The organism is Neorhizobium sp. JUb45 (genome assembly GCF_004343585.1).
GTDB lineage: Bacteria > Pseudomonadota > Alphaproteobacteria > Rhizobiales > Rhizobiaceae > Neorhizobium.
The window spans coordinates 1,091,864-1,105,701 of sequence record NZ_SLYW01000002.1; the positions used below are offsets into that span (position 1 = coordinate 1,091,864).

At 60.6% G+C, this 13,838-nt stretch carries 11 protein-coding genes; 8 read left to right on the plus strand and 3 right to left on the minus strand.

Going from position 1 to position 13,838, the window contains the following annotated elements; all coding sequences use genetic code 11:
* Positions 1-225: 225 nt before the first annotated feature.
* Entirely contained in the window at positions 226-2,385 is a 2,160-nt protein-coding gene (locus EDF70_RS12230) for a L,D-transpeptidase family protein (protein ID WP_245519127.1), read from the plus strand.
* 57 nt (positions 2,386-2,442) lie between these two features.
* Here EDF70_RS12230 and EDF70_RS12235 read toward each other — a convergent pair whose 3' ends face one another.
* On the minus strand, positions 2,443-3,120 hold the full coding sequence (locus EDF70_RS12235) for an HAD family hydrolase (protein WP_281033584.1): 678 nt from the start codon (positions 3,118-3,120) through the stop codon (positions 2,443-2,445).
* 245 nt (positions 3,121-3,365) lie between these two features.
* On the opposite strand from EDF70_RS12235, the gene rpiA reads away from it, so the two are divergent.
* From rpiA to bluB, 6 genes are all read left to right on the plus strand, one after another.
* Positions 3,366-4,082, plus strand: a complete 717-nt coding sequence (rpiA, locus tag EDF70_RS12240; RefSeq protein ID WP_132273568.1) for a ribose-5-phosphate isomerase RpiA — start codon at positions 3,366-3,368, stop codon at positions 4,080-4,082.
* Entirely contained in the window at positions 4,079-4,639 is a 561-nt protein-coding gene (locus EDF70_RS12245) for a DUF2059 domain-containing protein (RefSeq protein WP_132273569.1), read from the plus strand. Before rpiA ends, EDF70_RS12245 begins: the two co-directional genes overlap by 4 nt.
* Before the next feature lie 127 nt (positions 4,640-4,766).
* Complete coding sequence (gor, locus tag EDF70_RS12250) at positions 4,767-6,173, plus strand: glutathione-disulfide reductase (RefSeq protein WP_132273570.1); 1,407 nt, start codon at positions 4,767-4,769, stop codon at positions 6,171-6,173.
* Between the two features lie 169 nt (positions 6,174-6,342).
* Entirely contained in the window at positions 6,343-7,719 is a 1,377-nt protein-coding gene (locus EDF70_RS12255) for a 3-deoxy-7-phosphoheptulonate synthase class II (RefSeq protein ID WP_132273571.1), read from the plus strand.
* A gap of 362 nt (positions 7,720-8,081) precedes the next feature.
* Complete coding sequence (locus EDF70_RS12260; RefSeq protein WP_132273814.1) at positions 8,082-8,912, plus strand: TolB family protein; 831 nt, start codon at positions 8,082-8,084, stop codon at positions 8,910-8,912.
* 13 nt (positions 8,913-8,925) lie between these two features.
* Positions 8,926-9,621 carry a 5,6-dimethylbenzimidazole synthase gene (gene bluB / locus EDF70_RS12265; RefSeq protein ID WP_132273572.1) on the plus strand — a complete coding sequence of 232 codons (696 nt, stop codon included), beginning with the start codon at positions 8,926-8,928 and terminating at the stop codon, positions 9,619-9,621.
* Positions 9,622-9,627: 6 nt separating this feature from the next.
* On the opposite strand, the gene EDF70_RS12270 is transcribed toward bluB, so the two are convergent.
* Both EDF70_RS12270 and EDF70_RS12275 read right to left on the minus strand, forming a co-directional pair.
* Complete coding sequence (locus EDF70_RS12270) at positions 9,628-10,293, minus strand: hypothetical protein (protein ID WP_132273573.1); 666 nt, start codon at positions 10,291-10,293, stop codon at positions 9,628-9,630.
* Positions 10,294-10,452: 159 nt separating this feature from the next.
* Positions 10,453-12,783: an NADP-dependent malic enzyme gene (locus EDF70_RS12275; RefSeq protein WP_132273574.1), complete on the minus strand. Its 2,331-nt coding sequence runs from the start codon at positions 12,781-12,783 to the stop codon at positions 10,453-10,455.
* A 228-nt stretch (positions 12,784-13,011) separates the two neighbouring features.
* Here EDF70_RS12275 and EDF70_RS12280 point away from each other — a divergent pair, with 228 nt between their 5' ends.
* Positions 13,012-13,821, plus strand: coding sequence for a UDP-2,3-diacylglucosamine diphosphatase (locus tag EDF70_RS12280; protein ID WP_165931998.1), 810 nt, complete (start codon positions 13,012-13,014; stop codon positions 13,819-13,821).
* Positions 13,822-13,838 lie beyond the last annotated feature (17 nt).

Consider the following 13,838-nt stretch of genomic DNA (forward strand, 5'->3'; position numbering starts at 1 on the left):
AAAATCTCGGAACTGGAAAGAATTGCGGATGTCAGTAAAAATTTAACGAATGTTTTCTTAAGGTTCTGGAAACGATTTGACGTACGGTCCGTCGAGCGAGTGGCTGTTGTCACGTTTTCGTTTTCTTTTCATGGCGCGCATGTTCGGCTACAGACGTGTCCGCATTTATTCGAGGACGATCATCAAGCGAATCGCGATGATCGTAGAGCTAGAACGGGGAATACCTTGCTGAAATTGCGGAAGACCACCACCACGCTCGCGCTGCTTTCGGGGATTTCGATGCTGGGCGGCGCCATGTTGCCGGTCGATGCTCAGGCCTACACGCTGATGGACATGCTGAAGGGCCGCTCGCGTGAACAGAGCGCCAGGAATTTGCCGGGCGTGGTCACCGAAATTCCGTCCGAGCGCGCCATTCGTGATCCGGAGCCGCTGCCGAAGGTCGCCCCGCCAAAATACTTCACTTACCGCGCCGATGCTCTGCGCGCCGTGAAGACCACCGGTTTTGCCGCTGCGTCTGCAGCCGACCAGACCCGTTTCCTGGCTGAGGCCCGCGTTTCCGCGCCGGCCGAGGTCGCAACGGCCGTCGAAGCCTATTATGCGCGCAACGGTGCCCCGCTGTGGGTGGAAAATGGTGAGCTGACGGAACGGGCACGCGCCGTTCTGGCAACGCTGAAGAAGGCTGCCGATTACGGTCTCGATCCGGCCGACTACGCTGTCGACGAGCCGCAGCTGACGACCGCAAGCGTTTCGCCTGACGCTTCGGGTGCTCATGCTCCCGACGCCGTAAAAACCTATTCGACAACGAACACGGCCGAGGCCGCACCGGCAACGTCTGCGCAGACCGCACCGCCGGCCGGCACTGCCGAGGCAGCAACGGCTGCAACGACGGAAACGGCACCTGCTGTGACCACCGAACCGGCGCCGGTTACCACGACCGAAGCAGCGCCTGCCGCTGAAGCCACTGCTCCGGCCGCGGCGCAGGCACCTGCCGCAACCGTTCCGCCGGTTGCTGTGGAAAACGCACCGGCCACCCAGCCGGCCGTGACCGAGCCGGCAGCACCGCAGGTAGTCCTCGACGACAGCCATGCGAAAGAGCTGATGCAGTTCGACGTGGCGCTGTCCGCCAAGGTCATGCTGTTTGCGCAGGACATGGTGCGTGGCCGTCTCGACCCGAACCGCATTTCCGAGTTCCACGATTTCAAGCGCAAGCCGGTGCAGCTTGCCGCCATCATCGATGGCGCGAAGACGGCACCTGACGTTGCTGCCTATCTCGACGGTCTGGCGCCCAATAATGCCGAGTTCAAGGCACTGAGGAACGAGCTGGCGCAGCTGCGCGTCGCTTCCGAGCAGGACGACGCCATCAAGCTGCCGGACGACCTGCTGTTGAAGCCCGGCATGAGCAGCCCGGACTTGTCCAACGTTGTCGCTGCGATCCAGAAAAAGGCATCGGAAGACTTCAAGACACGTCAGGCGGAGGTGATCGCCACCTACCAGCAGACGCCGGAATACACACCGGAACTGGTTGCCTTCGTGAAGGACTTTCAGAAGGAAGCCGGTCTGAGCGCCGATGGCGTCATCGGTCGCGGCACCGTGCGTGCGCTGATCGGCGACAGCAACGAGGACAAGGTCGGCAAGCTGATCGTTGCCATGGAGCAGCTGCGCTGGCTGCCGGTTGATCTGGGCGATCGCCACGTCATGATCAACCAGCCATCGTTCCGCGTCGCCTATTACGAACACGGCACGGAACAGTTCTCCATGCGCTCGGTGATCGGCTCCAAGGCGCACCAGACCTTCTTCTTCCAGGACAAGATCAAGACCGTCGAGTTCAACCCGTCCTGGGGCGTGCCGCAGTCGATCATCGTCAACGAGATGGTGCCGAAGCTGCGCAAGGACCCCAGCTATCTCGATCGCCAGGGTTATGAAGTCGCCGTCAACGGCCGTGCCGTATCGTCGACCAGCGTCGACTGGTACAGCTCGACCAACAACATCTCCGTTCGCCAGCCGCCGTCGAGCGACAATGCGCTGGGTGATCTGAAGATCCTCTTCCCGAACGCGCATGCCATCTACATGCACGACACCCCGGCCAAGAGCTTCTTCAAGCGCGACATGCGTGCGCTGAGCCACGGTTGTGTACGTCTGGCCGAACCGCGCAAGATGGCTGCAGCACTGCTCGGCATCAGCGAGAAGGAAGTCGATGCCCGCATCGCCAATGGTCGCAATGCGCCGACTCCGGTGACCGCCGACATCCCGGTCTATGTTGCCTATTTCACGGCATGGCCGAACAAGGACGGCAAGGTCGAATACTTTGGCGACGTATATGACCGCGATGTGGCGACCATGAAGGCGCTGGCAGCGACATCCAAGGCACGCAATCCGCAGGCGTGATGCCTGCGAAACGATAGAATGCAGAAAGGGCGCCCTCGGCGCCCTTTTTCGTAATCGCTATTTTTTCTCGATCAGCTGCAGAACCATTTCCGGCGTCAGTTCATCGAAACCGTCGATGATCGCCGTCGGATTGAGTTCGGCCACCGGCACGTCCGAATACCCGAAGCTGACGCCGACGGACGGGACATTGGCGTTGTGGGCGGCGAGGATGTCGTTGACGCTGTCGCCAATCATCACGCTGCGGGCCGGGTCGCCGCCGGCCTTTTCGATCGTTCCAAAAATGTGGCGGGCATCCGGCTTGCGGAACTCAAACGTATCGCCGCCGGTGATAGCCACGAAATAGCGCGTGAGGCCAAGTCCTTCGAGCAATGGCAGGGCCAGCGTTTCCTGCTTGTTTGTGCACACGGCAATCGTCATGCCGGCCGCCTGCAGGCGATCGAAACATTCGGTAAGGCCGGGATAAGCGTGGCTCTTGCCCGGCATGCCGGCCTTGTAATGGGCGATAAAGCGATCGAACAGCGGCTCAAGATCATCTTCGGAAAGCGGTGTGTTCTTCAGGTCGAAGGCGCGGCGGATCATCACGCGGGCACCCTGGCCGACCAGATGCGTGAGGTCGTCATAGGTCACCGGTTCAAGGCCAGCAGAGGTGATCGTGTGGTTGAGGCTTTCGATGAGATCGGCATGGGTGTCGATCATCGTGCCGTCGAGATCGAAGACGACCAGGGGAGCTTTCACGTCGGGATACCTCGGATTTCTGACGCCATGGGAAGGTTTGGCGGGGAGGGGAATGAAGTGGTTCAGCGCTTCCGGTTTAGGCAAAGCGGTGAGCGAATGCAAATGGCGGCCAAGTAACCATAAGCCGTCAATCAAATGAAAAGCCTGTCGAAAACGTAACATCCGGGGCCTTTTGTTTATGGCACGAGCCGTGTAAACAGCAGCGGACCAAACGACTGGACGATGAACAGGGGAGCTTCTCGCGCATGGACGCCCGGGAAATGAAGATCAAGGCGGCTGCCGCCGCGCTTGAACATGTCGAAGACGGTATGCGGCTCGGCATTGGCACCGGATCCACGGCGGAAGAATTCGTGCGCCTGCTCGCCGAAAAGGTCGCAGGCGGCCTCAAGGTCGAAGGCGTGCCGACATCCGAGCGCACGGCGCGACTGTGCGTCGAACTCGGTGTTCCGCTGAAATCCCTTGATGAACTGCCGGAACTCGATCTGACCATCGACGGTGCCGACGAGCTGGATGCCAATCTGAGCCTCGTCAAGGGTGGCGGCGGCGCGCTTCTGCGCGAAAAGATCGTGGCCGGCGCATCCGCGCGGATGATCGTGATCGCCGATGAAAGCAAGGTCGTGGATACACTCGGCGCGTTTCCGCTGCCGATCGAGATCAATCCCTTCGGTTCCGTGGCGACACGCATCGCCATCGAGAAACTGGCTTCGAAGCTGGGACTTTCCGGTGAACTGAAGCTGCGCCGCAGTGGTGAGGACATTTTCACCACGGACGGTGGACATCATATTTTTGACGCATCTTTTGGCCGTATTCCTGATGCAGAGGCGCTTGCAGGCGCCCTCAACTCCATTCCTGGAGTCGTGGAGCACGGGCTTTTCATTCACATGGCGTCGCTTGCGATCATTGCCGGGCCGGCAGGGGCGCGGACGCTGAAAGCGAACAACACAGGAGCTAACCTTTCATGATCAGACTAGCGGTTTTTGGCCGTGCTGCCGCAGTGGCAACGCTCGTTTCCGGCCTCGCTCTCAGCGCCGGTGCGCAGGCACAGGAAATTTCCGCCTCGCATCTGCAGGCAGCGCGTGACACGATCAATGCGATCGAGGCAACCCGTCAGTTCGACAACATCCTGCCGAACCTTGCCGAGCGTCTGAAGGCCGAGTTCATCCTGTCCTCGCCGAATTTCCAGGACAAGATTTCCGAGACCGTCGATAACGAGGCCATCGCTCTGGCTGCGCGTCGCTCCGATCTCGAAAAGGAAGCCGCAACGGCTTACGCCAAGGCTTTCACCGAAGATGAGCTGAAGGCGATCGCTGCTTTCCACAGCTCGCCTGCCGGCAAGAAATTCCTCAGCACGCTGCCGCTGGTTCAGCGCGAACTGGGCCGTGCCGCCGAGATCTGGGCAAATGGCATTTCGCGTGATCTGACCAACCAGAGCACAGCCAAGCTGCGCGACGTGGTTGCGGTTGCTCCGAGCCAGCCTTCGGGCGCCGAAGCCGTCAACCCGGCACCGACTCAGCCGTAAGCGGTTGCGAAATTCGAGTTCATCGAAAGCCCGGCTTCGGCCGGGCTTTTGCATTTGCGAAATCGCACATTATATCCATGCCGTTCTCTTCGATTCCTCCCTCCCGAATTCCTGACTGGAGCCTTTCATGACCACCGCTGCGACCACTTACGACTACGATCTTTTTGTCATCGGCGGCGGTTCTGGCGGCGTGCGGGCAGGGCGTGTTGCCGCCTCGCTCGGCAAGAAGGTGGCGATTGCCGAGGAATATCGTTTCGGCGGTACCTGCGTCATCCGCGGCTGCGTGCCGAAAAAGCTGTTCGTTTATGCCTCGCAGTTCCCCGAGCATTTCGAGGATGCGGCCGGTTACGGCTGGAGCGTTGGTGAAAGCACCTTTGACTGGGGCAAGCTGATTGCCGCCAAGGACAAGGAAATCGACCGTCTGGAAGGTCTCTATCGTCGCGGCCTGGAAAATGCCGGTGCCGAAATTCTGGCAACACGCGCCGAGCTGGTGGATGCGCATACCGTGCGTCTCACCGCCACCGGCAAGACGGTGACGGCCGATCGTATCGTCATCGCCACCGGCGGCACGGCGAACCCGCATACCTCGCTGCCAGGCCATGAATTGTGCATCACCTCCAATGAGGCTTTCCACCTCGAAACCCTGCCGAAGTCGATCCTGATCGCCGGTGGCGGTTACATCGCCGTGGAATTCGCCAATATCTTCCATGGCCTCGGTGTCGAGACGACGCTGATCTATCGCGGCAAGGAAATTCTTTCGCGCTTCGATATCGACATGCGTCGCGGCCTGCATGCGGCGATGGAAGCCAAGGGCATCCGAATCCTGCTGACCGACGTGATCGAGGATGTGGCGAAGAACCCGGCGGGCGGCCTGACGGCACGCACCAAGGCCGGCGAAACGCTGCAGGTGGAAACCGTCATGCTGGCGCTTGGTCGTGACCCGCATACCAAGGGTCTTGGTCTGGAAGCTGCCGGTGTGAAGACAGACGAGCGTGGCGCCATCATCGTCAACGAATATTCGCGCACCAATGTCGAAAATATCTATGCGCTGGGCGATGTGACCGACCGCGTGCAGCTGACGCCTGTGGCGATCCATGAGGCGATGTGCTTCATCGAGACCGAGTACCGCGGCAACCCGACCTCGCCGGATCATGACCTGATCGCGACGGCGGTGTTTTCGCAGCCGGAAATTGGCACGGTCGGTCTTTCGGAAGAAGAAGCCGGCAAGAAGTTCGAAAATGTCGAAGTCTACCGCGCCGAATTCCGGCCGATGAAGGCGACGCTTTCGGGCCGCACCGAGCGCACCATCATGAAGCTGATCGTCAATGCCGAAGATCGCAAGGTGGTGGGCGCGCATATTCTCGGCCACGAAGCCGGCGAGATGGCGCAGCTTCTCGGCATCACGCTGAAGGCCGGCTGCACCAAGGATGATTTCGACCGCACCATGGCCGTACATCCGACCGCTTCGGAAGAACTGGTGACGATGTACAAGCCGAGCTACCTGCTCAAGAACGGCGAACGCGTCGAGGGCTGATCAGGCCGGCAAGGCGCGAAACTATCCGATCCGCCACACAGGTGGCGGATCGTACCGATCGGCGGCACCGCCGGTCTATGCAAGGAGGAGGCGAAGGGTTATAAGCCGCCTCAAATTTCGAAAGGCACCATGGCCGGGACGGCCATAACGTGCAGATTGGGTGAGTATCATGGCACAGAACTGGACACCGAGCACCTGGAGGCAGAAGCCTATTCAGCAGGTTCCGGACTATCCGGATGCCGATAAGCTGCGCGAGACCGAGCAGCAGCTGGCAACGTGGCCGCCGCTCGTCTTCGCAGGCGAAGCGCGCCGGCTCAAGAAGTCGCTTGCAAACGTGGCGGAAGGCAATGGCTTCCTTCTGCAGGGCGGCGACTGTGCCGAAAGCTTTGCCGAGCACGGCGCCGATACCATCCGCGATTTCTTCCGCGCCTTCCTGCAGATGGCCGTGGTCCTGACCTATGGCGCCCAGCTGCCGGTGGTGAAGGTCGGCCGTATCGCCGGCCAGTTCGCCAAGCCGCGCTCCTCTGGCATCGAAACCCAGGGCGACATCAGCCTGCCGAGCTACCGTGGCGATATCGTCAACGGCATCGAGTTCAACGAAGCTGCCCGTATTCCAGACCCGGAACGCCAGATCATGGCTTACCGCCAGTCTGCTGCGACGCTGAACCTTCTGCGCGCCTTCGCGATGGGTGGTTATGCCAACCTCGAAAACGTGCAGCAGTGGATGCTCGGCTTCATCAAGGATTCACCGCAGGCGGATCGTTACCGCAAGCTGGCCGACCGCATTTCCGAAACCATGGAATTCATGCGGGCGATCGGCATCACCTCGGAAAACAATCCGAGCCTGCGCGAAACCGATTTCTTCACCAGCCACGAAGCGCTGCTTCTGGGTTACGAAGAAGCGCTGACCCGCGTCGATTCCACTTCGGGTGACTGGTACGCTACGTCCGGCCACATGATCTGGATCGGCGACCGCACACGCCAGGCCGACCACGCGCATATGGAATTCTGCCGTGGCATCAAGAACCCGCTTGGCCTCAAGTGCGGTCCTTCGCTGCAGCCGGACGACCTGATCAAGCTGATCGATATCCTCAATCCGGCCAACGAAGCCGGCCGTCTGACGCTGATCTGCCGTTTCGGTCACGACAAGGTTGCCGACCATCTGCCAAAACTTATCCGCGCCGTGGAAAAGGAAGGCCGCAAGGTCGTTTGGTCCTGCGATCCGATGCATGGCAACACGATCACGCTCAACAACTACAAGACCCGCCCGTTCGAGCGTGTCCTGTCGGAAGTCGAGAGCTTCTTCCAGATCCACCGTGCCGAAGGCACGCATCCGGGCGGCATCCATGTCGAGATGACCGGCAAGGACGTGACCGAATGCACCGGTGGCGCACGCGCGGTGACCGGCGCCGATCTACAGGATCGTTACCACACCCATTGCGACCCGCGCCTCAACGCCGATCAGGCGCTCGAACTGGCCTTCCTGCTGGCCGAGCGCATGAAGACCGGCCGCGATGAAAAGCGCATGGTTGCTGCTGCGGTCTGATTTCGTATTGGCTTGAAACAAAAAAGAGGCCGGCGTCGGGGGTGGACGCCGGCCTTTTCAGTTTGCCCGTACGCGAAACGCTGAACAGGACGGGCGCGGGGTGGATGGGGAACCCGCGATTACAGTCTTCGAATACTCGGCCCGCTAGATTGGGGGGTGGGGTCCGGCACTGGCTTTATATTCGAAGATGATAATATAATGCCAAGCAGCCATTAACAAATCCTTTCTTTAGCGATAACTAATTTGCATCTGTCATTTCGCGTCTCACGGCATTCGTGGGAAAAGTTGGGCGCTGCCTGTCGAGACCTTGCCGGATTTGTGTGTTACGCGTGCCGGTACGATGAACAGGAGTGCCGGATTTGCTGCGCAGCTCGATCGAGATCTTCAACATCCGTACCCGTGAAAGCCGTGTTCTGTGGCAGACGGAGCAGCTTTTCGAGGCGCCGAACTGGTCGCCGGACGGGCGTTATCTGATGCTCAACTGCGATGGCCGCATGTATCGGCTGGCATTGGAAGATTCGAGCGTGCCGCAGCCGGTCGATACCGGTTTCGCCATCCGATGCAACAATGATCATGGTATTTCGCCAGACGGCACGCTGATCGCCATTTCCGACAAATGCGAATTCGATAAATCGGCGATCTATGTTCTGCCCGCCGTCGGTGGCGAGCCGAAACTGGTGACGAAGAACCTGCCATCCTATTGGCATGGCTGGTCGCCGGATGGGACGCGTTTCACCTATTGCGGCATCCGCGATCAGGTTTTCGATATCTATTCCATTCCGGTCGATGGCGGCGAGGAACGCAGGCTGACCTTTGGCGAAGGTCGCAATGACGGGCCTGATTTTTCCGCCGACGGCAAATGGATCTATTTCAATTCCAGCCGCACGGGCCGCATGCAGATCTGGCGTTTGCCGGCCGAAGGCGGTGCTGCCGAGCGCATCACCGACAGCGATTACGGCGACTGGTTCCCGCATCCGTCGCCCAAGGGCGACAAGGTGGTGTTCGTGTCCTATGACAGCGACGTTTTCGACCACCCGCGTGATCTTGATGTGCGGGTGCGTCTGATGGATATGGATGGCGGCAATGTCGAGACGCTGTTCGATCTTTTTGGCGGGCAGGGAACGATGAACTCTCCCAACTGGGCGCCCGGTGGCGACGAGTTTGCCTATGTCCGTTATTTCCCGCTGACCTGAAGATTTTTGAAGAATGCTGACGAAACCGAACCCCGAAAAAGGGCTGGCCGAGGCTGGCCCGTTTGCCCGCGACGAACTGGCGGCCGTCTACCGCGCCATTCATTCCCGCCGCGACGTGCGCGACCAGTTCCTGCCCACGCCATTGCCGGATGATCTGCTGCAGCGGTTGCTGGAAGCCGCGCATGCGGCACCATCCGTCGGTTTCATGCAGCCGTGGAGCTTTATCCTCATCCGCGACGAGGCGACGCGTCAGGCAGCCCACGAGGCGTTTTCCCGCGCCAACGAAGAGGCTGCCGGATTGTTTTCCGGCGAACGCGGCGACATCTATCGCAGCCTGAAACTCGAAGGCATCCGCAAGGCGCCTCTGTCGATCTGCATCACCTGCGATCCCGACAGGGCGGGATCCGTCGTGCTGGGCCGTACCCACAATCCACGCATGGACGTTTATTCGACCGTCTGCGCCGTGCAGAACCTGTGGCTCGCGGCCCGCGCCGAAGGCGTCGGGGTAGGCTGGGTCAGCATCTTTCACGATGCCGACATCAAGGCGCTGCTCGGTATTCCCGAACGCGTCGAGATCGTCGCCTGGCTCTGTCTCGGTTATGTCGACCAGCTTTACAGCGAGCCGGAACTGGCGCTCAAAGGCTGGCGCGAGCGTCTGCGGTTGGCAGACCTCGTGCATGAGGGGCGCTGGCCGCAGGACAAGGCCTGACGGGCTTCACTGGCGCTGCTGGGCGCTTCTGTCGGCCGGGTTGGCGAGATCGATATCGGAGGCATCCGGCAGAAAGACCGGGCCGACCATGCGCACCGGTTTCGACGGATCATAGTCGCGCTCCGGCACAGGCGGCAGTTCCGGCGCCTTGGCCTGTTCTTCCACAGGCGGCGGTGTGTTGAACTGGATGATCGACGATTCTTTAGGCGCAGTCAGCGTGACGACGGAAGACGATGTGTCGGCCGGGGTTTCGGTATCGGCCGCTGGCAAATCCTGCTGCGGGTCGACGGAGACGGTTGTCGCGTCAAATTCGGGCGGTGTGCAATTGTTGGCCTGAATATCGGCGCGGATCAGCCTGGTCTCGTGATTGGTGATAACGAGGCTGCGGGCCTGATTGCGGGCCGATAAAATGTCCTGACGGTTCTGCTCCATGCCGCTCAGCATCTGCCGCAGAACGCGGCAGGCCGCATCATTGGGGCCGCCGAGTGGCGTGATGCTGATCGAGCCGCATTCATGGCGGCGCATGTCCAACCGCAGTTTGCGGATCTCGATATTCTGTTTGGTCAGCGCCTGCGCATGTTCACGCACATTGCTGGTATTGCCGATGATGTGAGGTGCGTTGGCAAGGCGGCGATAGAGGTCTTCGCAAAGCGCGGCATTGTCCTGAGCCATTGCGGGCAACGGGCTTAAGCACATGATCAGGGATAACAGCCGGTGAGGGCGCATCCTTCATCCTCCATTCGGTCCCGTATTGCAGGGGCCGTCATCATCTGGTTGTCGAAGTCCGGAGGCGGATGGTGCCGCCTCCGGATTGACATTGTCCTAACAGCCTTACGCCAGGATGGCCGGCAGGGTCGGCTGCGATGCTTCGGCAACGGCGATCGCCGTCATGTTGACGACGCCACGCGAGGTGACGGACTGGCCGAGAATGTGGGCCGGAAGGGCAGCCCCGACGAGGATCGGGCCGACATGCAGCGCATCGGTCATGTTGCGGACGATGCCGAGCGAGATGCTGGCGGCATCGAGGTTCGGGAAGATCAACAGGTTGGCTTCACCGGTCAGCGTGCTGTCCGGCATGGCGCGCTTGCGCACCACTTCCGAAAGAGCAGCGCCACCCTGCATTTCGCCGTCGATTTCCAGATGCGGTGCCTGTTCGCGCACCATTGCCAGAGCTTCGCGCATCTTGCGGGAACTGTCCGAATCGCGCGAGCCGAAATTCGAGTGGCAGATGAGTGCTGCTTTCGGCTTGATGCCGAAACGCTGCACTTCCTGCGCCGCCAGAATGGTGATCTCGGCGATCTCGGCAGCCGACGGGCTGTAGTTCACGAATGTATCCGTGAAGAACATCGCGCCGCGCTGCGAGATCAACAGGCTGAGGCCGGACAGCGAGCAGGCGCCGGGGCGCATGCCGATGATCTGACGGATGTGGCGCAGGTGGCTGTCATAGCGGCCTTCGAGGCCGCAGATCAGCGCATCGGCTTCACCGCGCTTGACCGACAAGGCACCGATGATGGTGTTGTTGGTACGCACCAGCGTGCGGGCGGCATCCGGGTTGATGCCGGCGCGGCCGACCAGCGCAAAATAGTCGTCGACATATTCGCGGTAACGCGGATCGTCTTCCGGATTGACGACGGAAAAATCCTCGTTGGGGCGCAGACGGATGCCAAAACGCTTCAGCCGCGCCTCGATGACCGAAGGACGGCCGATCAGGGTCGGTATGGCGATCTGTTCGTCGAGCAGGACCTGAACGGCGCGCAGGACGCGTTCGTTTTCACCTTCGGCGAAGATGACGCGCTTCTTTTCGGCGGCCTTGGCGGTCGCAAAGATCGGCTTCATGACAAAGCCAGAACGCCAGACAAAACGGTTCAGCTGATCGAGATAGGCGTCGTAATCCTGGATCGGACGGGTGGCGACACCGGTCTCCTCGGCGACCTTGGCGACGGCCGGCGCAATGCGCAGGATGAGGCGCGGATCGAAAGGCGAGGGGATCAGGTAGTTCGGGCCGAAGATCGGCGTCTCGCCAGAATAGGCGCGGGCGACGACGTCCGAGACTTCCTCACGGGCCAGCGCTGCGATCGCCTGCACCGCTGCCATCTTCATCTCTTCGTTGATCGTGGTGGCGCCGCAATCGAGCGCACCGCGGAAGATGTAGGGGAAGCAGAGGACGTTGTTGACCTGATTGGGGAAATCCGAACGGCCGGTGCAGATCATCGCGTCGGGACGGGCGGCACGCGCCAGTTCCGGCATGATTTCCGGGTTCGGGTTGGCGAGCGCCATGATCAGCGGCTTTTCCGCCATCTGCGCCAGCAGTTCCGGCTTCAGCACGCCGGCAGCCGAAAGGCCGAGGAATACGTCGGCGCCGCCGATGCTGTCGGCCAGAACGCGGTTGTCGCTCTTCTGGGCGTAGACGGCTTTCCACTCGTCCATCAGCTCGGTGCGGCCTTCATAGACCAGACCTTCGATATCGTGGACCCAGATGTTTTCCTTCTTGGCACCAAGCGAAACCAGAAGGTTGAGGCAGGCAAGCGCTGCCGCACCGGCGCCGGACGCGACGATCTTGACGTCGGAAATGGTCTTGCCGGCCAGTTCCAGGCCGTTGAGGATGCCAGCGGCCACGATGATGGCGGTGCCATGCTGGTCGTCGTGGAAAACCGGGATGTTCATCTTCGCGCGCAGCTGGCGCTCGACTTCGAAACATTCCGGTGCCTTGATGTCTTCAAGGTTGATGCCGCCGAAGGTCGGCTCGAGCGCCGCGATGGTCGAGACCATTTCCTCGACTTTCGGCGCATCGATTTCGATATCGAAAACGTCGATACCGGCAAACTTCTTGAACAGGACGGCCTTGCCTTCCATCACCGGCTTGGAGGCCAGCGGGCCGATATTGCCAAGGCCCAGAACAGCGGTGCCGTTGGAAATCACGGCGACAAGGTTGGCGCGCGCCGTGTAATCGGCAGCGGTTTCCGGATTGTCGCGGATAGCAAGGCAGGGAGCGGCAACACCCGGCGAATAGGCGAGCGCGAGGTCGCGCTGGTTGCCGAGCGGCTTGGTCGCGGTGACCTCCAGCTTGCCGGGACGGGGAAATTTATGGAAATGCAGCGCCTGCTCTTCGAGTTCGCCATTGCTGGCGGGGTTGGCAGGCGTATCGGACATGTTCGATGTCATTGCGACCTCGGTCAATTTTCTTCTGGAAGGTCCCTCAATACAACAAATGTTCCGAGGGTCCAGCCGCATATTGATCAATAACGATATTTCGGGATCGGGCGTGTTGCGCTGAGGTTACTCAGGGTGGGAACCGGGGCAAAAGCGGCATTCTGTCATGCTAGTGAAACAAGACTCTGTTTTTCAGGAGCCAGGACGACGCGACGAAAGGGCGGTTTCGTGACTGGGCAAATGGAAACAAAACATTTCAGAACCCTGTTCATCTCCGACGTGCATCTCGGCTCGAAGGCGGCACGCACGGATTTCCTTCTGGATTTCCTGCGCTACCACGAGGCCGACACGATCGTGCTGGTCGGCGATATTGTCGACGGCTGGCGTTTGAAGCGTAGCTGGTACTGGCCGCAGGATTGCAATGACGTGGTGCAGAAACTGTTGCGCAAGGCGCGCAAGGGCACCCGCATCATCTACATTCCCGGCAATCACGATGAATTCCTGCGCTCGTTTCCGGGCGTGCATTTCGGCGGTATCGAAGTTGCCGACCGTATCATCCACGAGACGGCGGACGGCCGCAAATATCTGGTTCTGCATGGCGACCAGTTCGATGTCGTGGTGCGCAATATCCGTCTGCTCGCCTATCTCGGCGACTGGGCCTATGACGCGGCGATCGTCATCAATATCGGCCTTGCCGCCATCCGCCGCAGGCTTGGCCTGCCTTACTGGTCGTTTTCGGCCTGGGCAAAGCTGCAGGTCAAGCAGGCCGTCAATTTCATCGGCGAATTCCAGAACGTGGTGGCCGACGAAGCGCGCCGCGCCGAAGTCGATGGCGTCATCTGCGGCCATATCCACCACGCAGTGATGGAAGACATCGACGGCATCCACTACGTCAATACCGGCGACTGGGTGGAAAGCTGCACGGCGATCGCCGAGCATATGGACGGCTCGTTCGAGCTGATCACCTGGCGACAGATTGCAGCGACGGCGCAAGTGCATGCGCTGCCGGCGCCGGAAGAACGCGAGATGTCGGCAACGCAGGCGGCTTGATTCTTCGCAGCAGCAGA